Source organism: Oceanithermus profundus DSM 14977, assembly GCF_000183745.1.
Lineage (GTDB): Bacteria > Deinococcota > Deinococci > Deinococcales > Marinithermaceae > Oceanithermus > Oceanithermus profundus.
This window is the reverse complement of the sequence record NC_014761.1, coordinates 288091-308008: the sequence shown is the minus strand read 5'-3', so window position 1 is coordinate 308008 and position 19918 is coordinate 288091. Positions and strand designations below refer to the sequence as shown.

Annotated in this window: 26 protein-coding genes; 13 read left to right on the top strand and 13 right to left on the bottom strand. The window is 71.6% G+C overall.

The features are described 5' to 3' along the window. Positions 1–52: 52 nt before the first annotated feature. Together OCEPR_RS01565 and OCEPR_RS01560 are read left to right on the top strand one after the other, a co-directional pair. Positions 53–331: a hypothetical protein gene (locus OCEPR_RS01565; RefSeq protein WP_013456951.1), complete on the top strand. Its 279-nt coding sequence runs from the start codon at positions 53–55 to the stop codon at positions 329–331. Then, entirely contained in the window at positions 313–900 is a 588-nt protein-coding gene (locus tag OCEPR_RS01560; RefSeq protein ID WP_013456950.1) for a LysE family transporter, read from the top strand. Before OCEPR_RS01565 ends, OCEPR_RS01560 begins: the two co-directional genes overlap by 19 nt. On the opposite strand, the gene OCEPR_RS01555 is transcribed toward OCEPR_RS01560, so the two are convergent. From OCEPR_RS01555 to OCEPR_RS01540, 4 genes are all read right to left on the bottom strand, one after another. Next, a complete protein-coding gene (locus OCEPR_RS01555; protein WP_013456949.1) occupies positions 881–1402 on the bottom strand; it encodes a LabA-like NYN domain-containing protein in 522 nt (173 codons plus the stop codon). The two genes, OCEPR_RS01560 and OCEPR_RS01555, sit on opposite strands and share 20 nt — an antisense overlap. 136 nt (positions 1403–1538) lie before the next feature. Further along, entirely contained in the window at positions 1539–2651 is a 1113-nt protein-coding gene (locus tag OCEPR_RS01550; RefSeq protein WP_013456948.1) for a SpoIID/LytB domain-containing protein, read from the bottom strand. A 23-nt stretch (positions 2652–2674) separates the two neighbouring features. Then, on the bottom strand, positions 2675–4204 hold the full coding sequence (bshC, locus tag OCEPR_RS01545) for a bacillithiol biosynthesis cysteine-adding enzyme BshC (RefSeq protein WP_013456947.1): 1530 nt from the start codon (positions 4202–4204) through the stop codon (positions 2675–2677). After that, a complete protein-coding gene (locus OCEPR_RS01540; protein WP_013456946.1) occupies positions 4197–4844 on the bottom strand; it encodes a Crp/Fnr family transcriptional regulator in 648 nt (215 codons plus the stop codon). Before OCEPR_RS01540 ends, bshC begins: the two co-directional genes overlap by 8 nt. A gap of 103 nt (positions 4845–4947) precedes the next feature. On the opposite strand from OCEPR_RS01540, the gene OCEPR_RS01535 reads away from it, so the two are divergent. After that, positions 4948–6171 (top strand): NAD(P)/FAD-dependent oxidoreductase, encoded by a 1224-nt coding sequence (locus tag OCEPR_RS01535; RefSeq protein ID WP_013456945.1) that lies wholly within the window; start codon positions 4948–4950, stop codon positions 6169–6171. A 53-nt stretch (positions 6172–6224) separates the two neighbouring features. On the opposite strand, the gene OCEPR_RS01530 is transcribed toward OCEPR_RS01535, so the two are convergent. After that, the gene (locus OCEPR_RS01530; RefSeq protein ID WP_013456944.1) at positions 6225–7040 is read right to left on the bottom strand and encodes a menaquinone biosynthesis family protein; all 816 of its coding nucleotides are present in this window, start codon (positions 7038–7040) and stop codon (positions 6225–6227) included. Between the two features lie 35 nt (positions 7041–7075). Between OCEPR_RS01530 and hpt the strand changes: the two genes are divergently transcribed. The 6 genes from hpt (at position 7076) to OCEPR_RS01505 (ending at position 10929) form a co-directional block, all read left to right on the top strand. Beyond that, positions 7076–7606 (top strand): hypoxanthine phosphoribosyltransferase, encoded by a 531-nt coding sequence (hpt, locus tag OCEPR_RS01525; protein ID WP_013456943.1) that lies wholly within the window; start codon positions 7076–7078, stop codon positions 7604–7606. A 588-nt stretch (positions 7607–8194) separates the two neighbouring features. Continuing rightward, the gene (locus OCEPR_RS01520; protein ID WP_013456942.1) at positions 8195–8875 is read left to right on the top strand and encodes a queuosine precursor transporter; all 681 of its coding nucleotides are present in this window, start codon (positions 8195–8197) and stop codon (positions 8873–8875) included. Between the two features lie 9 nt (positions 8876–8884). Continuing rightward, entirely contained in the window at positions 8885–9307 is a 423-nt protein-coding gene (locus tag OCEPR_RS01515) for a CoA-binding protein (protein ID WP_013456941.1), read from the top strand. An 11-nt stretch (positions 9308–9318) separates the two neighbouring features. Further along, positions 9319–9582 (top strand): hypothetical protein, encoded by a 264-nt coding sequence (locus tag OCEPR_RS01510; RefSeq protein ID WP_013456940.1) that lies wholly within the window; start codon positions 9319–9321, stop codon positions 9580–9582. Between the two features lie 4 nt (positions 9583–9586). After that, positions 9587–9955, top strand: a complete 369-nt coding sequence (locus OCEPR_RS12165; protein ID WP_013456939.1) for a hypothetical protein — start codon at positions 9587–9589, stop codon at positions 9953–9955. After that, positions 9952–10929: an A/G-specific adenine glycosylase gene (locus OCEPR_RS01505; protein WP_013456938.1), complete on the top strand. Its 978-nt coding sequence runs from the start codon at positions 9952–9954 to the stop codon at positions 10927–10929. The genes OCEPR_RS12165 and OCEPR_RS01505 overlap by 4 nt, the downstream gene beginning before the upstream one ends. Here the strand turns inward: OCEPR_RS01505 and OCEPR_RS01500 are convergent. The 3 genes from OCEPR_RS01500 to ubiE are packed head-to-tail and all read right to left on the bottom strand — an operon-like array spanning position 10882 to position 12820. Beyond that, the gene (locus OCEPR_RS01500) at positions 10882–11577 is read right to left on the bottom strand and encodes an FAD-dependent oxidoreductase (RefSeq protein WP_013456937.1); all 696 of its coding nucleotides are present in this window, start codon (positions 11575–11577) and stop codon (positions 10882–10884) included. The two genes, OCEPR_RS01505 and OCEPR_RS01500, sit on opposite strands and share 48 nt — an antisense overlap. Then, positions 11574–12119, bottom strand: a complete 546-nt coding sequence (locus OCEPR_RS01495) for a hypothetical protein (RefSeq protein ID WP_013456936.1) — start codon at positions 12117–12119, stop codon at positions 11574–11576. The genes OCEPR_RS01500 and OCEPR_RS01495 overlap by 4 nt, the downstream gene beginning before the upstream one ends. Continuing rightward, positions 12116–12820 (bottom strand): bifunctional demethylmenaquinone methyltransferase/2-methoxy-6-polyprenyl-1,4-benzoquinol methylase UbiE, encoded by a 705-nt coding sequence (gene ubiE, locus OCEPR_RS01490; protein WP_013456935.1) that lies wholly within the window; start codon positions 12818–12820, stop codon positions 12116–12118. The genes OCEPR_RS01495 and ubiE overlap by 4 nt, the downstream gene beginning before the upstream one ends. 64 nt (positions 12821–12884) lie before the next feature. On the opposite strand from ubiE, the gene OCEPR_RS01485 reads away from it, so the two are divergent. Continuing rightward, the gene (locus OCEPR_RS01485) at positions 12885–14765 is read left to right on the top strand and encodes an ABC transporter permease (RefSeq protein ID WP_013456934.1); all 1881 of its coding nucleotides are present in this window, start codon (positions 12885–12887) and stop codon (positions 14763–14765) included. Between the two features lies 1 nt (position 14766). Further along, the gene (locus OCEPR_RS01480) at positions 14767–15702 is read left to right on the top strand and encodes an ABC transporter permease (protein WP_013456933.1); all 936 of its coding nucleotides are present in this window, start codon (positions 14767–14769) and stop codon (positions 15700–15702) included. A 38-nt stretch (positions 15703–15740) separates the two neighbouring features. Here OCEPR_RS01480 and OCEPR_RS01475 read toward each other — a convergent pair whose 3' ends face one another. From OCEPR_RS01475 to OCEPR_RS01455, 5 genes are read right to left on the bottom strand one after another with little or no spacing between them, the layout of a single operon-like run. After that, the gene (locus OCEPR_RS01475) at positions 15741–16031 is read right to left on the bottom strand and encodes a hypothetical protein (protein WP_013456932.1); all 291 of its coding nucleotides are present in this window, start codon (positions 16029–16031) and stop codon (positions 15741–15743) included. 2 nt (positions 16032–16033) lie between these two features. Beyond that, positions 16034–16594, bottom strand: coding sequence for a flavin reductase family protein (locus OCEPR_RS01470; protein ID WP_013456931.1), 561 nt, complete (start codon positions 16592–16594; stop codon positions 16034–16036). 2 nt (positions 16595–16596) lie between these two features. Beyond that, on the bottom strand, positions 16597–17400 hold the full coding sequence (locus OCEPR_RS01465) for a PSP1 domain-containing protein (RefSeq protein ID WP_013456930.1): 804 nt from the start codon (positions 17398–17400) through the stop codon (positions 16597–16599). Next, positions 17363–18286 (bottom strand): DNA polymerase III subunit, encoded by a 924-nt coding sequence (locus tag OCEPR_RS01460; RefSeq protein WP_013456929.1) that lies wholly within the window; start codon positions 18284–18286, stop codon positions 17363–17365. Before OCEPR_RS01460 ends, OCEPR_RS01465 begins: the two co-directional genes overlap by 38 nt. A gap of 3 nt (positions 18287–18289) precedes the next feature. Then, positions 18290–19030, bottom strand: coding sequence for a metallophosphoesterase family protein (locus OCEPR_RS01455; RefSeq protein ID WP_013456928.1), 741 nt, complete (start codon positions 19028–19030; stop codon positions 18290–18292). A 37-nt stretch (positions 19031–19067) separates the two neighbouring features. On the opposite strand from OCEPR_RS01455, the gene OCEPR_RS12160 reads away from it, so the two are divergent. Both OCEPR_RS12160 and OCEPR_RS01445 read left to right on the top strand, forming a co-directional pair. Next, on the top strand, positions 19068–19673 hold the full coding sequence (locus tag OCEPR_RS12160; protein ID WP_013456927.1) for a hypothetical protein: 606 nt from the start codon (positions 19068–19070) through the stop codon (positions 19671–19673). Between the two features lie 10 nt (positions 19674–19683). Continuing rightward, positions 19684–19914 (top strand): hypothetical protein, encoded by a 231-nt coding sequence (locus OCEPR_RS01445; protein ID WP_013456926.1) that lies wholly within the window; start codon positions 19684–19686, stop codon positions 19912–19914. The last annotated feature ends 4 nt before the right edge of the window (positions 19915–19918 follow it).

The following is a 19918-nucleotide window of genomic DNA, read 5'->3' as shown; positions in this document are numbered from 1 at the left end:
GTTAATTTTATACCTTTCAGGAGCGTAAGTCAAGCCTCCGTATAATCAGGACGTGACGCGCGCGGTCCGCCTCCCCCTCGCCCAGCTCGCCGCCGGCGGACGGTTCGAGCTGCCCGGCTGGCCGGGGCTGGAGGTGCGCCGGCTGACCGCGGCGGAGGCGCGCGGCGAGGGCCGCGCGCTCTACCTGCTCGTCGCGGGGGAGCTGCTCGTCGACCTGCCCGACGGACGCTACCTGCACCTGCGGCCCGGCGAGGCGGCCGAGGTGGACGGCGCCCACGCGCTGAGTCCGATCGAGGAAGCGGTGGTGCTCGAGTGGAAGCCCTCCTCCTAGGGGCCGCCCTGGGCCTGAGCGCGGGCCTCAGCCCCGGCCCCCTGCTCGCCCTGGTGCTGCGCGAAGCGGTGCGGAAGGGCGCCCGCGCAGGCATGCTGGCGGCCACGGCGCCGCTCCTCAGCGACAGCTGGGTGGTGGCGCTCGCCTGGTGGGCGGGCGGCGCGCTCCCCGCCGCGGCGCTCGGCGCCTTGCAGCTGCTCGGCGGACTCTACCTGCTGCGCCTCGGCTACGCGGGCCTGCGGCCCGCGCCCGCCGCCCCGGCCGAACCCGCTCCCGCCGCCGAAAGCCTGCGCGCCGCCGTCGTCATGAACCTGACGAACCCGCACATGTACCTCTTCTGGTTCCTGGTGGGGGCGCCGCTGCTGCACCGGCTGGGCGCGGGCGCCTGGGGGTTCCTGCTGGGTTTCTACCTGACGATCGTCGGCAGCAAGGCCGTGCTGGCCTGGCTGGCGGCGCGCATGCACCGCAGCACGGTGCAGCACGCGCTGGTGCGGCTGGGCGACCTCGCCCTGCTGGGGCTGGGCCTCTACCTGATCGCGACGGCCTGGATCAGTCGTGGCTCGACTTGAGGGTGTCCCAGGGGAACTCGTCGAGGGGGTAGAAACGGTCGGCCTGCTGGGCGAGCCGGTAGGAGGAAAGCGCGTGGAAGGTGGCGTTCTCGACCTGCATCCCCATGTCCTGGATCACCCGCACCACCTCGGCGAAGTCGCCGTCGCCGCTGACCAGCACCCCCACGTCGTAGGCGCGGGCGTAGGCGAGCCGCAGCATGTCGACGGCGATCTGGATGTCCACGCCCTTCTCCACGAAGGTGTCGCCGCGACGCTCGAGCCGCCCCAGGCGGACCGAAACGTAGGGCACGCGTTTGAGGTAGTTGAGGAAGCTCTGGTGCGCCCGGCTGGCGGCGTCCTCGGTGGGCAGGGGTGCGTTGTAGTAGTAGGCCCTGAGCAGCTTGCGGCCGGCGACCAGGGTCTCGATGAACTTCACGAAGTCGAGCCGGTACTCCGAACCCAGCGTGGAAACCAAACCTTTATAAAGGTTGCTGCCATCGATAAATATGGCTACGCGTTCCATACCGCCCCCTAACTTGATAACCCGCGCGGCCCGGGCCGCATATCGGGGATCCCCTCCTTACTCTACCGTGTTTTGCGAATGAGTTTCGTGGGCAGGCCGGCGGCACGTTTGGTCGCAACGGCGCGGTCAGGAAGGGTTAGCGGCTGGCGCTCAGGCGGTAGGAGGTCAGCACGGTGTGGGGGTAGTAGTAGGCGAGGATCTCGCGGTAGTTCCAGCCGCGCTTGGCGAAGCCCCGGGCGCCCCACTGGCTCATCCCCACGCCGTGGCCGGAGCCGCGGCCGCTGAACGTCCAGCCGGAGAGGGTGGCCAGGGTTGAGGGAAGGCCCAGCGCCCGCAGGAAGCGGGCCGACTTGGGCGTCCCCAGAACGATGCGCGCGTTCGTCCCCACGACTTCCAGGCGGGTGATGCGGCCGCTCGGCCCCTTGTCCAGCACCTTCAGCGACTGCACCGCGCCGGGGCTGTAGCCCAGGTCCTGCAGCACCCGCTGCACCTGGCGCCCGCTGACCTGCACGCGCCAGCGCTTGGCCAGGGACCAGGGGTCGTCGCGGGCCTGCAAGTAGGGGATGGAGCCGCCCCAGACCTCCTCGGCGGCGGCCGTGGTTCCGCCCGAATCGGCGTGGTAGACGGCGGAGATGGGCTCGCCGCGGTAGGCGAGGATGCGCCCCGCGGTGGCGCGCACCGCCTCGGTGTGGCGGGGGGTCTCGGCGTCGAGGCCGAGGTAGACCTGGCAGCGGGCGGTGTCGCAGAGGTCGTAGTAGGGGTTGGACCCCAGGCGGCTGAGCGTGTAGGTGCGCGCCAGGATGGCCTGGGCCCGCAGCACCTCGAAGGGAAAGGAAGCGGGCACCTCGCCGGGAAGGACGCCCTGGAGGTAGTCCTCGAGTCCGATGCGGTTGATCAGGAGCAGCCGCCCGTCCTGCCAGACGACGCGCAGGAAGCCGCGGTAACGGCGGCCCGAGACGGCGAAGGCCCCCTCGCGCGGCACGAAGGAAAGGAGGTTGCCCATGTAGCCGCTGGCGGGGCAGGGAGGGTCGTCGCAGACGAGCTCGATACCGCGATCGCTGGCGAGCAGGCGGTAGACGCGCGGCCCCCCGTCGTCGGCGATGCGTCCGGCCCAGTTCCAGAGGCTGTGGGCGCCCTCGAGTTCAACCACGGCCAGCCCGGTCTCCTCGAGCAGCACCCGCACCGGCGGCGACTGGGCCGCGGCGCCCAGGACGAGCGCGAAAAGGATAGCGAGGAGGCCGCGTTTCATACGAACTCAGTCTAGCGCAGCCCTCAGGCCTCGAGGGTCACGTGGCCGCGCGCCGGGGCCTTGCAGAGGCGCTCGAGCACGTCGGGGCCGTGTTTGAGCAGGAAGCCCAGGAAGCCGTAGACCCGCTCCTGCGGCCGTCCGAGGGGGCGCAGGTGGGTGAGCAGGCGCCGGAACTGGTCGCGCACGATCCGTTTCTGCTGCAACTCGGCCGCGAGCAGCTTGCCGCGCAGGCGCTCGATCTCGCCCTCGAGCCGCCGCTGGCTGCGCTCGAAGGCGCCGATCAGCGTGGGGTCGAGCGCGGGCAGCGCGGCGAGCATGCGGCTGAACTCGTCCTCCACGCGCCGCAGCCCCCGTTCCAGCTCGGCCGCGGCGGTGCTCGTGCGCGCCAGCGCCTCCAGCATCGCCTCCTCGGGGGCCTCGAGGAAGGCCCAGGGGTTGAGGGTGTACTTCTCCAGGATCCGGCGCACCGGGGGCTCGAGCACCAGCCCGTGCATGCGGTCGATGACCGCCGGGGGCTCGAGGCCGTGCAGCCGGTAGACCCCGGCGAGCTGGGCCACGTAGGCCATCTCCCCCGGGCCCACGACCAGGCCCGCGGTGGGAACGACCGCGTCCTGCACCACCGGCCGGAGGCCCGCCGCGGGGGTGATCCGGGCGGGGTCGCTATGCAGGATCGCCTTCAGGTCCGCGAGGCGGTAGCTGCGCACGCCGTCGGAGAACACCCCGTCGTCGTAGTAGAGGAGCCGGCGCCGGCCGTCCTCGCCTTCCAGGAAGACGTTGGTCGCGCCCGCCGGCCGCCCCAGCGAAGGGGGGATGCCCAGCGACTTGAGCGCCTCCCCGGCGGCGTTGATCGCCATCGACGAGGCCAGCGGGTCTTCGAGCTCGCGCTCCATCGCGGGGGCGAAGAGGGGCGCCAGTTCGGGGGCCATGGGGTCGAGGGGCACGACCCCGTGCGGCCCCAGGAAGGCGAGCAGCAACCGGGCGAAGGCCTCGGCGTAGGTCCATTCGCCCTCGAGGGCGCGTTCGATCCGCTTGCGCACGCCGGCGTCGCCGCCGAAGGCCTCGAGGAATTCACGCACGCGGTCGCGGTAGGGCGCGAAGGGGACGCGGGCCACCGGGACCGCCGGGGGAAGTTCGAGGGCGAGCTCACGGATCCGCTCGTCGGCGTCGAGGAAGTGCACCCGACTCACCTCGGCGGTGTCGTGGTCCTGGCTCGCCACCCAGAAGAGCCCGACCACGGGACGCTCGGCGTCGTCGTAGGCGTAGGCGAGCTTCAGCGCGGAGTGGGCCTTGTAGAGGGTGAAGGCCGGGCCCGTCAGCAACCCCGCCTGCTGGCCGGTGATCACGACGCGGCTTTCGGGATGCGCGAGCCGGCGGGCGGCCGCGAGGCTCGACTCGGGCGCCCCCAGACGCTGCAGGTAGGCCTCGACGGCCGCGGCCAGCTCGGCCCGCGGGGCCGCGCGCTCCGCGGCGATGCGCGCGGGCAGGTCCTCGGGCCCGAACGGCAGGAAACTGCGCAAGCGTCCTTGCAAGAAGGCCGAACGTACCTTACTCACGATCCTCCCCCAGCCCCGAGGCCAGCCGGCGGACGGCCTCGGGGTCCAACACCACCACCCGGCGGTAGTTGATCTCCAGCAGGTCGCGCAGGGCCAGCGCGCCCAGCGCCCGCGTCACCGTATCACGTCCGGTGCCCAGACGGTGGCTCATCTGTTCGTGGCTCAGCGGCACCTCCAACCCCTCGCGCCCGGGGCGCATCTGCTCGACGAGCAGCGCCGCCAGGCGCGGCAGCACCTCGTGGTAGCGCCGCTCGCGGTAGCGGTCCTGGGCCGCGTGCAAGCGCCGGACGATCCGCTCGAGCAACCAGCGGCGCACCTCGGCCGACCGCCAGGCCGCCAGCAGGCCCGGCCGCGGCAGCCGCAGGACCCGCGCAGGCGTCAGCGCCTCGGCGTGGTGGGCGTAGCGCCCCTCCTCCTCCAGCGCCTCTTCCCCGAAGAGTTCGCCGGGGTCGAGCACCAGCGTCGTCACCTCGCGTCCCTTGGGGCTGAGGCGGTAGAGCCGCACCCAGCCCGAGGCCACCAGGTAGAGCGCCGCGGCGGGCTCCCCCTCGGCGAAGACCTCGCGGCCCGCGCGCAAGGACAGCGGCTCGAGCGCGTCCGCCAGGGCTTCAGGGAGGTCCACGGGCTCTTCCGGGCGCATCCTCATCAGTCTAACCGAGCCCCCGGCCGGGACATCTGAAACTGGATACCGCGCATTCCCTGCCGTTTACTTAACTTGAGTGTTTAGGAATGAGGAGTATACCATGAGCGAATCGCGTCATCAGGTCCTGATCATCGGCGGCGGAACCGCGGGCATCACCACCGCGGCCCGCCTGACCCGCTCCGGCAAGAAGCTGGACATCGCGGTCATCGAACCGTCGGACAAACACTTCTACCAACCCTTATGGACGCTCGTGGGCGCCGGGATCGTACCCAAGGAGATCACCGTCCGCAAGGAGGCGTCGGTGATGCCCAAGGGGGTGACCTGGATCCGCGACGCCGTGGTCGAGATCGACCCCGACGCGAACCAGGTGCGCACCGCCGGCGGACGGACCATCGGCTACGACTACCTGGTCGTGGCCCCCGGCATCCAGTACGACTGGGACGCCGTGAAAGGGCTGCGGGAAACCCTGGGCAAGAACGGCGTGGTCAGCAACTACACCTTCGAAACCGCCGAGAAGACCTGGGAGGCCATGAAGAACTTCGAGGGGGGCACCGCGATCTTCACCAACCCCCTGGGCCAGGTCAAGTGCGGCGGCGCGCCGCAGAAGGTGATGTACCTCGCCGACGACTACTGGCGCCGCAGCGGCGTTCGCGGCAAGACCAAGATGATCGGCGCCTTCGCCGGCACCGTCATGCTGGGCGTGCCCGAGATCAACAAGAGCCTCGAGCGGATCGTGCAGCAGCGCGGCATCGAGATGCGCTTCTACCACAACCTGGTCGAGGTGCGCACCAGCCCCAGGAAAGAGGCCGTCTTCGACGTGCGCGACCCCAAGACCGGCGAGACCACCCATCAGGAGGTGATCCCCTTCGACTTCCTGCACGCGACCCCGCCCATGAAGGCCCCCGACTTCGTAGCAGGCAGCCCGCTCGCCGTGCCCGAGGGGCCCCACAAGGGCTACGTCGACGTCGACATCCACACCCTCCAGCACAAGCGCTACCCCAACGTCTTCTCCCTCGGCGACGCCGCCGCCCTGCCCACCGCCAAGACCGGCGCGGCGGTGCGCAAGCAGGCACCCAAGCTCGTCAAGAACCTGCTCGCGGTCATGGAGGGCAAGCCCGCCGAGGCCAAGTACGACGGCTACTCCTCCTGCCCCATCGTGACCGCGCGCGGCCGCGTGCTCCTGGGCGAGTTCCTCTACGACAACAAGTACAAGCCCACCTTCGTCTTCCTCGACCAAACCAAGGAACGCTGGGACATGTGGCTGCTCAAGCGCTACGTGCTGCCGCCCCTCTACTGGTACGGCATGCTCAAGGGCCTGGCCTGATCCGCGTCGCCTCCTTTCCGAAGGAACCGCCGCCCCTCGGGGCGGCGGTTCCTTCAGCAGCAGAAAAGGGGGTTCGGGTTCGGAGGAACGAGGCCGCGCGCCTCGGCCCGGGCGAAGAGCTCGCGCACCGCGGCCTCGCCCTCGGCGCCCACGTCGAGGGAGAAGTCGTTGACGTAGGTGCGGATGTGGGCCCGCGTCACCGCGTCCGAGAGCTCGTCGGCGTAGCGGCGCACGTAACCCATGGGCTCGTCCGGGTGGGCGTAGGCGTAGGCGAGGCTCGCCCGCACCGCCTCGTTCACCTCACGGATCCGCGCCGCACCCAGGTCGCGCCGCGCCAGGATCGCCCCCAGGGGCAGGGGCAGGCCGGTCTCCCCTTCCCACCACTCGCCCAGGTCGAGGAGCTTCTCGAGGCCGTGTTCGGGGTAGGTGAAGCGCGACTCGTGGATGATCAGCCCCGCGTCCACCTCGCCCGCGGCCACCGCGGGCATGATGCGGTCGTAGCGCAGCTCCACCGGCTCGAAGGCGCCCTCGCCCAGAAGCAGCGAAAGCAGCAGGAAGGCGGTGGTGTAGCGGCCCGGGTGGGCGATGCGCGCCCCCTCGAGCGGCCGCGGCCCGCGGGCCACCACCAAGGGCCCCACCCCCCGGCCCAGCGCCCCGCCGGCGCGCAGGGCCACGTAGCCCTCGCGCAGGTGGCCGTAGGCGGCGTAGCTGATCTTGGTGAGCTCGAGCCGCCCCTCGAAGGCCCAGCGGTTGAGCGTCTCCACGTCCTCCAGCACCTCCTCCACCGGCTCGGGCGCGGGCACCTTGCCGTGGATCAGGGCATAGAAGATGAAGGTGTCGTTGGGGCAGAGCGAGTAGCCCAGCTTCATGCCCCCAGGCTACCCGAAGCCGCTATCCTGGAGGCATGAACGAAAACGAGCCGCGCGGCCCCGTCTACCTGAGCGAGGAGCGGATCCAGGCCCGGGTGGCCGAGCTGGCCGCCGAGATCACCCGCGACTACGCCGGCAGGACCCCACACCTGATCGCCGTGCTGAACGGCGCGTTCGTCTTCATGGCCGACCTGGTGCGCCGGATCGAGCTCCCCCTCACCCTCGACTTCATGGCCGTGGCCAGCTACCAGGGCACCGAGAGCTCGGGCGAGGTGGAGCTGATCAAGGACCTCGGCCAGCCCATCGGCGGGCGCGACGTGATCGTGGTGGAGGACATCGTGGACACCGGCATCACCCTCGAGTACCTGCTCGACTACCTGCACGCGCGCAAGCCCGCGAGCCTGCGCGTCGCGGCGCTGCTCTCCAAGCCGGCGCGCCGCCTGCGCGAGGTGCCGGTGGACTACCTGGGCTTCGAGATCGAAAACGCCTACGTCTACGGCTACGGCCTCGACCGCGACCAGCTCGACCGCAACCTGCCCTACATCACCTCGCTTCCGGCCGATTAATCCGTCTTCGGGCCGGCGAAGGCGGGGACGGGACCACGGCGCCAAGATTCCCGATCCGGGCGCTTTGCGGCTCGTCGGGGATGACGGGGGGTGGGGGTAGGAAACTTAAAATGCGCAAGCTTACGCCACTGCCGGTCCTGGTCCGGACGTCGGGGTGCATGCGCCATGTTTCGCCCCCTCTACGAAGTGTCCGCCCAAACTGCGCACTACGCCCCACACGCTACGTATCGCCCCTTCCCCGCCATTCCGGACGAGGGGGCCACGTGGCCCGCGGGATCCGGAATCTTACTTGGTCATAGACACAGCGCCGATCGCTTCGAGTACAGAAGGCGACGGCCGCACCGGTTCGTTGGCGTACGCAGCACCGATAAGATCCCCGATCTCGCCGCTCCGCGCCTCGTCGGGGATGACGAAAGAAAGAAGGCGAGTGGGAAGCCGCAACAAACCTCTGGCTCGAGGGCGCAAGGGCACGCTACGATGTTTCCACCAAGCCACAGGCCACTGGCCCTCGTCTTTCCCCAGGGGAAGGTGCCACCGGCGGCGCACCCTGCCTTATGATGGCCCCGGTGCCTGCGCACCGGGGGGATCATGAAGACCTACCGCTACCTCGACCTCATCACCGCGGCCTTCGTGGCCGTGCTCATCATCTCGAACGTCGCGGCCACCAAGGTGGTCGTGCTCGGCCCCTTCACCTTCGACGGGGGCACGCTGCTCTTCCCGCTGGCCTACATCTTCGGCGACGTGCTCACCGAGGTCTACGGCTACGCCCGCAGCCGCCGGGTGATCTGGACCGGCTTCGCGCTGCTGGCGCTGGCGAGCCTCACCTTCAGCGCGGTCGCGGCGCTGCCCGCGCTCGCGGACCCCGAGGTCGCCCCCTTCGCCCGGGCCTTCGACCTGCTCTTCGGCCTGGTGCCGCGGATCGTGCTGGGCAGCCTGCTTGCCTACTGGGCCGGCGAGTTCGCCAACAGCTACGTCCTCGCCAGGATGAAGGTCCTGAGCCGCGGCCGCTTCTTCGGCGCGCGGGCGCTGGGCTCGACGCTGGTGGGCCAGGCGGTGGACACCGGCCTCTTCCTGCTCGTCGCTTTCGCCGGGGTCTACCCCCCCTACGTGCTGGGGCTGATGTTCGCAAGCAACTACGTCTTCAAGGTGGGCGTCGAGGTCGTCTTCCTGCCGCTCACCTACGCGGTGGTGGGTGCGCTCAAGCGCGCCGAGAACGAGGACTACTTCGACACCCACACCGACTTCAACCCCTTCCGCCTCGGGGGGTAGACTGCGCTCATGCACATCGTGGAGCGCGACGAAGACCTGCGCTGGATCCTGGGCAGCGCCTACACCGTGGCCGTGCTGGGGGCGCACCCCGACCCGAAGCGCCCCGCGCACTACGTGCCGGCCTACCTGCGTGAGCACGGCTACCGGGTGCTGCCGGTGAACCCGAGGTACGCCGGCCAAGAGCTCTTCGGCGAGCGGGTGCGGGCCCGGCTCGACGAGATCGACGAGCCCGTGGACGTGGTGGACGTCTTCCGCGCCGCAGACAAGCTGGAGGGGCACCTCGAGGAGATCCTGGCGATGGAACCGCCGCCGGGGGTGGTCTGGCTGCAGCTGGGGATCAAGAACGACGCCTTCGCCGAGGAGCTGACCGACGCCGGCATTACCGTGGTCCAGGACCGCTGCATGCTGGCGGAGCACCGCCGTTTGATGTGAGGGGGCCGGCCATGGAAGTCGAAACCGTCCACGACCCGCCCATGGAACGCCTGGAAGCGACGGGCGTCTTCGGCCGGACGGTCCGGATCCGGGAGGCGAGCGGGTTTCTCCGGACCTGCGGCGGCAAGGCGACCGGCTGCTTCTCCGAGGGCAGGGGCGCCGTCACCCCCCGCGCCGGTCGAGGGGCCGGCGGCGGCCTGGCCACCTTTCCCCGGGGAGCGCGCCGCATTCGGAAGGCGCTCCGGCCGGTGCGCAAGCACTGCACCCTTGCGTAGGGCGATGCTCGTTCTGACCCTTCTGCTCGCCGGCTGCGCCGCGCCGCCGGCGAACCGGGTGCTGCCGCAGCGCTCGCCCGACGGCCGCTACGTCTTCGACTTCGACCGGGGCGTGCCGCTAATCCGGGAGGGCCGCCGGGCGGTCGTGCGCGACGAGGACGCCCCCTTCCGCAAGGGCCCCGACCTCTACTGGCTGTGGGACGAAGCCGACCGGCTGTGGCTCTACCGCGCTTCGGACGGCGCGGTGGGGTACTACGCCCGGGGCGCGGAGGGCTGGCGGCGGCACGTCTGGACCGGCGCACGCTCCGAGCGCCCCGAGCGCGACCTGCTGCCCCCGCCGGGGCTCTACCCGCCATGCCCGAGCCGCGAATGACCCCCGCGCTGCGGCGGGCGCTGCTCGCCTGGTACGACGCCGAGCGGCGCGCGCTGCCCTGGCGCGGCACGCGCGACCCCTACCGGATCCTGCTCAGCGAGGTGCTCTTGCAGCAAACCCGGGTCGAGCAGGCCCTGCCCTACTACCGTCGCTTCCTCGAGCGCTTTCCCACGCTGGAAGCGCTGGCGGCGGCGGACGAGGAGGCGGTGTTGGCCGCGTGGCAGGGCGCGGGCTACTACGCCCGGGCGCGCAACCTGCTCAGGCTCGCGCGCGAGGTGGCCCGCGCGGGCTGGCCGCGGGACCGCGCGGGGCTCTTGCAGCTGCCGGGCGTGGGGCCCTACACCGCCGCGGCGGTGGCGAGCATCGCTTTCGGCGAGCCGGTGGCGGCGGTGGACGGCAACGTGCGGCGGGTGCTGGCGCGGGTGCACGCCGAGCCGGAGCCGGGCGCGGCCTGGCTCGGGCGGGCGGCCGCGGACTGGCTCGAGCCCGCGCGCCCCGGCGACTGGAACCAGGCGCTGATGGAGCTGGGCGCCCGCGTCTGCACGCCGCGGAACCCGGACTGCGCCGCCTGCCCGCTCGCCGGGATCTGCCGGGGGCGGGCCGCCCCGGAGCGCTACCCCGCGCCGCGCAAGCGGCGCGCACGCACCGAGGAGCGCTGGGCGCTGGTGCTGCAAGCCCCCGGCGGGGTGGTGCTCGAGCACCGCTCCACCGGCCAGCTCGCCGGGCTGTGGGGCGTGCCGATGGGCCCGGGCGCGGCGCCGCCCGCGGTGGCGCTCGCGCGCTACCGGGCCCGGGCGGTGGAGCCTGCGGGCACGGTGCGGCACGCCTTCAGCCACCGCCGCCTGGTCGTGCACGTCTTTCGCGGCCGCGCCCCCGAAGGCGGGGTGGCCCCCGGTGCCCGGCCGCTCGCCGAGCTGGACCGCAAGCTACTGCGCGCCGCCGGGCTCGAGGGCGCGGCCGAGGGCGAGGCCTGAGGCCGCCCGCGCGGCGGGCGGCGCGTGGCCCGCGGCCACCCGCCCGGTGGCGTAGAGGCCGGCGAAGCGGCTCAGCCGGCCGCTTGCCGCGTCCCACTCCCCGGGAGCGAAACGCTGGAAACGCACCGCGTAGGCGGGCGCGCCGTCCGCGGCGGCCACCTCGTAGCCGTCGGGCACGAAGGCGAAGCCAAGGCCCTGGAGGTGCTCGTAGAGGTCGGGGTAGGCCGCCTCCCCCAGCCGCCCCGCGGCCTCCTCGAGCGCCCCCGCCGAGAGCCGGGCGCCCAGGAAACTGCCCACCGCCAGCACCACCGCCCCGGCGCGGAGGTCGAAACCCTCCCAGGTGCGCACCCCGGCGGCGCGGCCCTCCTCGAGCAGGAGCGCCACCACCGAAGACTGCAAAAGGTGGAGGTTCTCAAGGCCCTCGAGCGCGTACTTGGCCCGCCGGTGCAGCGTCCAGAGGTCGCCGCTCGCGGCCTCGGCCAGCAGGCTGCCCGCGGGCGCCGCGCCTTCGGGCGGCACCTCGGGCCGGTAGACGCTGTCGAGGCTGTCGGTCACCAGGCCCACGGCGAACCCCCGGCGCGCCAGCGCCCAGGCGGCCTCGCTGCCGCTCGGCCCCGCCCCCACCACGAGCACGTCGTAGCCGCTCACGACTCCGCCCCGCCCAGCATCGGCGCCCCGCGCTCGAGGCGGAAGGCCAGGTAGCCCTCGCCCGGGGCGTGCAGCATCAACAGGTGCTCTTCGGGCGCGGCGAGCCAGAGGAAGAGCGGCAGCTTGGTGCGCGGCCAGCCCCGCTGGTAGCGCTCGCCCTCGAAGGTGTAGGCCATGAAGATCTTCTCGTCGTCGTCGGCGTACCCCGGCTCGTAGAGGACGACCAGGTCGCCCTCGCCCGCCTCGGCGCGCTCCATGACCTCCCACAGCCAGATCTGCGCCTCCACCGGGGTGAGGAAGACCCCGGCCGCTTCGCCCAGCCAGGCGTAGGCGGCGTTCGGCAGGCCGGGAAAGGAGACGAAGACGCCCTCGGCCCCGTGCACCAGCTCGACCACCTCGTTGGCGTAACGGGCCCCGCCCGCGCTCTCGCGCACGAAGCCGGCGAGGAGGCCGTGGCGCTCTTCCAGCTCGCCCGGGGTGAGCCCCAGCTCCAGGGCCTCGATCAGGACCCGGTAGTTGCCCAGCTCGCGCGCCCGCTTCACGGCTTGTCCCCCACGTGCACCGCGGCGATGCCGGCGGTGAGCAGGCGCCAGCGCACCCCGGCGAAGCCGGCCGCGCGCATCATCTCGGCGAGCCGCTCGGGCCGCGGAAAGCGCTCCACCGAGTTCGGAAGGTAGCGGTAGGCCTCGGGGCGGCCCGAGATCACGCCGCCGATCCAGGGCAGCACCCCGTTGAAGTAGAACCGGTAGGCCCGACCCAGAAGCCCCTCGGGGGGCGGCGGGAACTCGAGGATCACCGCCCGTCCGCCGGGGGCCAGCACCCGGTAGAACTCGGCCAGACCGCGTTCGTAGTCGGCGAAGTTGCGAAAGCCGAAGGCGACGGTGACCGCGTCGAAGCTCGCGTCCGCGAAGGGCAGCGCCAGGGCGTCGGCCTCCACGAAGCGCACGTCCAGCCCCGCCCGCTCGGCCTTGGCGCGCGCGAGCTCGAGCATCTGGGGGGTGAAGTCGCCCCCCACCACCTCGGCTTCGGGGCGCGCCCGCTTGAGCAGCAGGGCCACGTCGCCGGTGCCGGTGGCCACGTCGAGGATGCGGCGGGGAGCCTTTTCGGTGGCCAGGCGCACCGCCAGCCGCCGCCAGCGCTGGTCCACCCCGCCCGAGAGCAGACGGTTGAGCAGGTCGTAGCGCGGCGCGATCTCACCGAACATCGCGCGCACCTTGCGGGCCTTGGCCTCGGTCTCGTTCATCGGGCCCATCCTACCGCGCCGAGCGGGGCTCACCCGCCCGGGGGCATGCGTTACAATCGGGGGCGTGAACCGCGTTTGGTTAGCCCTCACCTCCGCCGTTTTCCTGCTCCTGCTCGCCGTCAGCCCCTGGGCGATCGCGATGCGGGCCTTCGGGGGGAAAGGGGTGCTCGTCACCCTCTGGGGCACGGTCGACCTCTACGGCCGGGCCAAGGCGCTGCCCGACGTCAGCTGGCTGGGTTACTTCACCGTCTTCTGGGTGGCCCTGGCCCTGGTGGCGGCGGTGGCGGCGTTCCTCCCCCAGGCGCGCACCCGCGCCCGCATCTACTTCGCGCTCGGACTCGTGGGCGTGGCCGTCTTCGCACTGGAAGCCTACCTCTTCTACCACGCCGTCTGGGCGGTCAACGACGCGGCCCTGGCCGAAGGCGCCCGCAGGCCCCCGCTCAAGCGCTACAGCCTCTCGCTGGGGGCCTACGCGAGCTTCCTCTACAGCCTCTTCCTGCTCGCGGTGGGGCGGCTGCAGCTCCCCGGAGGCCGGGCGCTCTTGGTGCGCTGGCGCGGGGTCATCGTTCCGGCGGTGAGCATGCTGCTCGCCATGGTGGCCGGCGCGGTCGTGGTCTGGATCCTCAAGGACGTCAAGATGCCCGAGGGCAGCGGCACCCTCGCCTACCTCGCGGCCAAGCTGGACCTCGTCACCTACACCTTCCAGCTCCTCTTCGGGCCGCTGCTCACCGCCTCCGGCTGGTTCCAGAGCCTGCTCATCGCCACGCCGCTCATCTTCACCGGCCTGGCGGTGGCCTTCGGCTTCCAGGCGGGGCTGTTCAACATCGGCGCCCCCGGGCAGCTGACCATCGGCGCCATCATGACGATGCTCGTGGGCGTGCACCTGGCGAACGCCCACTGGTTCGCGGGCCTGCCCGACGGGGTGGCGCGGGCGATCTTCCTGCCGCTCAGCATCCTCGCCGCCGCCGCGGGCGGGGCGCTTTGGGGCGCGATTCCGGGCTGGCTCAAGGCGCGCTTCGGGGCGCACGAGGTGATCAACACGATCATGATGAACTACATCGCCGCCTCGATCTTCCTCTTCATGATCGCCTCCAACGAGTACACCTTCTTCGGCAAGTGGACGCTCCACATGCCCTTCAAGTTCCCCGGCTACGAGGCCCGCAGCTACGAGGTGGCCGAGTCGGCCCGCATTCCGCTGATGGTCAACCTCTTCGGCTTCCAGCAGGACGCCTCGGGCGCCTGGACGGGCGCGCTCAGCTGGGCGCTGCCGCTGGCGCTGGTGGCGATGATCGTCGTTTACGTGCTCACGGCGCGGCTCGAGCTGGGCAAGCGGCTGCTCGCCGCTCTGGGCGCGGGCGTGGCCGGCTACTTCGTGGGCGGCTTCCTGCCCGGCATCCCCATGGAGCTCTCGCCCAAGCTGGCGTCGGTGCGCCTCAACGGCGCCTTCGTGATCGCCGCCTTCGCCGTGGCCTTCTACAACTACTACATGTGGCGCACCCGCGACGGCTACGAGCTGCGCGCGGTCGGGCTCGCCCCCAAGGCGGCCGAGTACGGCGGGGTGAGCATCGCCAAGAAGACGATCCTGGCCATGGCGATCTCCGGCGCCCTCGCCGGACTGGCGGCCACCCACTACGTCCTCGGGGGCGGCATCGACGAGTACCGACTCAAGCAGTCGCTGCCCACCAACGTGGGCTTCGACGGCATCGCCGTGGCGCTTTTGGGTCAGAACACCCCGATCGGGGTCTTCCTCTCGGCGCTGCTCTTCGGGGTGCTGCTCACCGGCGGGCTGCAGCTCGACCTGCAGCTCGGCATCAGCCGCGAACTGGTGATGATGCTGCAGGCGCTGATCGTGCTCTTCATCGCCGCCGGCGGCTTCCTGCCGCGCTACTTCACCGATCCGATCCTCGCGGCCCAGGCCGAAGAAGGCGTGCAGGGGGTGATCTGAGATGAGCCTCGAAAGCCTCCTCACCGCGGCCTTCCTGGTGCCGCTCCTGCAGACGACGCTGCGCTCCACCACCACCCTGCTGCTCACCGCCCTGGGCGGGATGTTCAGCGAGCGCAGCGGCGTGGTCAACATCGCGCTCGAGGGCATGATCATCTTCGGCGCGCTCACCGCCGCCGTCAGCGCCCAGCTGATGGAGGCCCCTTACCTGGCCGAGAACCCCGGCGCCCGCATCTGGTGGATCCCCTGGGTGGCCGTGCTGCTCGCCATGGTCGTGGGCGCCTTCATCGGCTGGATCCACGCGGTCGTCTCGATCAAGTACAAGGCCGACCAGATCATCAGCGGCACCGCCATCAACCTGCTCGCCGCGGGCCTGCCCTCGCTCGTCCTCGCCTACTTCTACGACAACACCACGGCCTCGAAGGAGCTCGTCAACCGGCTCCCCGAGTGGCTGGGCTTCAGCCCGCTCGTCTACCTGGCCTTCGCGCTGGTGCCGATCACCTGGTACGTGATGTTCAAGACCCCCTGGGGCCTGCGGCTGCGCAGCGTGGGCGAGCACCCCGAAGCCGCCGACACCATGGGGATCAACGTCTTCCGCACCCGCTACACCGCGGTCATCCTCTCGGGGGTGCTGGCGGGGCTCGCCGGCGCCTTCCTCTCGATCGGCGTCCTCAACCAGTTCGTGCGCAACATGTCCGCCGGTCAGGGCTTCATCGCCCTGGCGGCGCTAATCTTCGGCAAGTGGCACCCCATCGGGGTGCTGGGGGCGACGCTGCTCTTCGGCTTCGCCAAGGCGCTGGCCATCCAGCTGGGCGGCGGCGACATCATGCCGCCGACGGTGATCGAGGCCTTCCCCTTCGTGATCACCATGCTGGTGCTGGCCGGCTTCGTGGGCACCTCGCGGCCGCCCAAGGCGATCGGCAAACCCTACGAAAAGTAACCGCGGCCCGAGCGGACGCCGCCCCTGCAGGGGCGGCGTCATTCGTGGGTGCGGAAGCGGGTCCCCAGGGCCCCCAGCCGCACCTCGAGGCGGCTGCCGTCGTCGAACCAGACCTCCAGGTGGCGCCGGTTCAGGCGGAACCGTTCGATCCGGGGCACCAGCCCGGGGGCGGCGCCGCCCGCTTCGGGCGCCCAGGCCTGCACCCAGCGGGTGTGGGGGTCGTGGCGAAAGTGCAGAAAGCTGCCGTCGGCGAGGAGCAGCTGCGCCTCGAAGAAGCCGCGGCCCACCTTGAGCCGGCGCGCCTGCCGGCGCACCCTTTCGGCCCACACGGCTAGCGCTTCCCGAGCACCCGCGTCTCGGACGCCGGGTAGCCGTACCGGTAGCGCCCGAAGTAGAGCAGCGCCCGCACCCGCGCCGGATCGAGGGCCTCGGCGGTGAAGGCCGCGGGGTCCTCCCAGACGCCGCGGAGCCGCCCCACGAAGAGGGTGTGGTCGCCGGCCGGCCACGCCGCCGTCTTCTCGAGCTCGTAGGCGGCGTAGAATCCGCCGAGCAGCGGCACGTCGAGGGCGCGGCCGCGCACCACCTCGAGGCCGAAGGCCGCCACCTTGTCGACCTCGCAGCCGCTCACCGAGCCGAGCCGCTGCACGCGCTCCGCCTGCTCGTAGGGGTGGAAGGTCACGCTGAACGCCGACGCGGCCTCGAGCAGGCCGTGGGTGAAGCGCTTGGGGCTCACGCTCACGCCGAACAGCGGCGGATCGAAGGAGAGCCCCACGTTCCAGACCGCGGGCATGAAGTTCACCCGCCCCTCGGCCTCGACCCCGATGACCGCGGCGATGGCCGGATAGAAGTGGTTGAAGTGACGCGGTTTTTCCTCGACCCGTTGAAACTCCACGGTTACCCCTCCTTGTCGCGGGGGCGCAGGTCCTCCTTGGGCGCCGTGATCACGCCCCCGCCCTCGGTGTAGAGGTCCACGGTCCCGGCGAGCGGGTTGAGCTTGATCACCTTGCCGCAGACGCCCGCCGAGGTGCAGACCTTGGCGTTCTTCTTGGGCATGTCCGCCAGCAGCTCCTTGTAGTGGGGGTGCTCGTAGGCGAGGCAGCAGAGCAGCCGGCCGCAGGGCCCGCTGATCTTCTCGGGGCTCAGCGGCAGCTGCTGGTCGCGCGCCATGCGGATCGTGGCCGGCGCGAACTGCTGCATCCAGGTGCTGCAGCAGCTCTCCAGGCCGCACATGCCCAGCGTGCCCAGGAAGGCCGTCTGGTCGCGCGGCCCCTTGGCCACGAACTCGACCCGGGCGCCGGCGTGGCGGGCGATCTCGCGCACCACGCCCCCGAGGTTGACCCGGTTCTCGGCCGAGTAGTAGACGACGACGTGCCCCCCGTCGAGGGTGTAGTTGCAGCCGAGCACCTTGACCTGGGGCAGCTTGGCGCGCAGGCGCGCCTTCAGCCACCACTTCAGGCTCTCCTCCTGCTCGCGCAGGCGGTGGGCGCGGTCCAGGTCGCCGGCGTCGGCGACGCGCACGACTTCTCCGAAGGGCTTGTTCGCCTCCCGCGGCGTGGCGCGCACCTCGCCCAGCTCGAGCCCCCGGGGGGTGCGCGTCACCACCTTGGCCCCCACGGCCGGGGCCTCCCCCTTGAAACGCATTTCGTAGAGTTTGGGTTCCCTACCGTGAAACAGTCGAACCCGAACGCAGTTCGGCATAAAGCCTCCTCAGGGTCAGGGCCAGCCGGGTGTAGACCAGGTCGGCGGCCACGTAGGCTTCGAGCGCCTCGCGCGCCTCCAGCAGCGCCTCGAGCGCCTGCCGGCGCGCGGCGGGGGGCCAGACCTCGAGCGCCCGGGCCACGAAGACCCAGGGGTCGAAGGGGCCCTCGGCGAGCCGGCGCAGCACCTCGGTCTGCGCCAGCAGCTCGGACGGCTCCCCGGCCAACGCCTGGATCCACGCCTCGGCGGCGCTCGCCGCCTCGGCCAGACCCGCCGGATCGGCCAGGGCGGCCTTCAACCGGCCCACCGCACCCTCACTGTACCGCAGCGCCGCTTCGTCGCCGGTGAGGCGGCGCAGCTCGTCTTCGGGCAGCGGCCCGAACCCCACGGTCAGGCTGCGGCTCGCCAGCGTGGGAAGCACCGCCTCGCGGCTGGGGGCGATCAGGATCAGGTAGGCATGCGCGGGCGGCTCCTCCAGCATCTTGAGCAGGGCGTTGCCCGCCGGCTCGCCGAGCAGGTGCGCGGAGTCCACCACCCCCACCTTGGCGCGGTGGCGGGGCGCGGTCGCGAGCCACTCGAGCAGGCTCTCTTCTTCCGAGCCGGCGCGGGGGGCGATCTGATCCAGGTGGATCTGGGGCCGGCGCGCCGTCTGCCCCGTCTTGGTCAGGGTGCGCGGGGCGACCTCGAACAGGTCGGGGTGGTGCTGCAGGCGGCAGGAGGCGCAGGCGCCGCAGGGCGGGAAGCCGCGCTCGCAGTTGAGGCCGTAGGCGAACCAGCGCGCCACGGTGCGGCGCCCCACGCCCTCGGGCCCCACGAAGAGCAGGCTCTGCGCCGGCTTGCGCGCCAGGAAGCGCCGCTGCCGCTCGTGCCCGATCACCTGGGTCACGGCCTACCTGCCCTTCTTGAGCCGCTGATGCAGCGCGGGCGGGAAGCCCACCTCCTCGACCCGCCGCGCCACCGCTTCGATCTCGTAGGCGACCCGGTAGGCGCGCACCGTCCCCGCCTCTTCGTCCCAAACCGCGTAGCCGGCGAGAGGCACGCCGTCACGCGGCTGGCCCACCGAGCCGGGGTTGACCATCGCCCGCGCCTTGGGGCCCACCTTGAGCAGGTTCTCGGGCTCGGTGAAGGGCTTGTAACGCACCCAGGGGCCTTTCGGGCCGTCCAGGGCGGTGAAGGCTCCGGCCAGGTGGGTGTGGCCGTGGAAGATCCAGCGGGCGGCGGTGCAGCCGAAGGCCGCCCGCGCCAGGTCGAGGTCGTCGACGTAGAGGAAGGGGTCGCAGGGGCTGCCGTGCACCGCCATCCAGCCCTCGCCCTCGCGGGTCCAGGGCAGGGCGGCCAGCCAGGCCCGGTTCTCCTCGCTCAGGTGTTCGCTCTGCCAGCGCAGGATCTCGAAGACGTACCCCTCGCCCTCGAGCACGTCCTGGGTCAGCATCCAGGCGTCGTGGTTGCCCATCACCCCCTCGGCGCCGAGCGCCCGCAGACGGTCGATCACGGCGTCGCCGTCGGGGTAGTACCCGACCGCGTCGCCCAGGAAGAGCACGCGCTCGAACTCGTGACGGCGGGCGTGCTCGAGCACCGCCTCCAAAGCCGCCAGGTTGCCGTGGATGTCGGAAAGCAACAGGGTGGGCACGTATAGAAGAATAGCACGCGTGCGGTAAGCTGATTTCATGCCGGGACCGCTGCTGGACGCCATTACGACCGACCTGGAGGTGTTTTCCCGGTACACCCGCGCCCGGGTGGACGCCTTCGGCACCGTGCTGGCCACCTTCGAGGGGGCGCACGGCGGCGCCACCCTGCTCGTCTGGACGCCGCGCGAGCTCGCCGCCGAGGTGCTGCGGCGGCTGCCCTCCGCCTACCGCGGCCGCATCGTACTGGGGCTCGACGCCTCGGGCGGGGACCTGCTGCCCTTCGAACACGCCCTCGAGGGCTCGGGGGCCGAGGCGGTGCTGCTCGTCCGCGAAGAGCCGGGCCTGCACCACGCCGGGGGCGGCTGGAAGCTGGCGCGGCTGGACGACGAGCCCGCCCGCGTGCCGCTGGATCACGCGGCGCCGCCGATCGAGGAGGAGCGCACCGCCCCCACGGGGCTGCGCTACCGCGAGCGGCGCTTCTACCCCGGATGGTCCTCGCCGGCGCTCGACGGCTCGCGCCCGGGCAGCCCCGCGCCCCAGGGCCACGCGGCGGCGGCGCGGGGGCTCGGGGTCTACGCCGCGGGTCTGCTAGACTTGGAAGAGGCTTGGACGCCGCTTTTCGAGCGCCTGCGGGCGCTCCCGTGAGGGAGGGAACATGGACTGGTTGATCTACGTTGCGGTCTTCGTGGTGGGGGCCCTGGTGGTCACGGGCGTCTTCTACCTGACCTTCAACCCCCGCATGCTCGCCACCGAATCGGGCGAGGTGGACCTGGTGTTGATCGGGCGCACCCTGCTGATGATCGTCCTGACTTCGGTCGCCGTCGCGGCCATGCTAATGCTGGGGCGGTACTACGTCTACACCCCGCCGGCCATCGGCGGCCCCTGAGCCG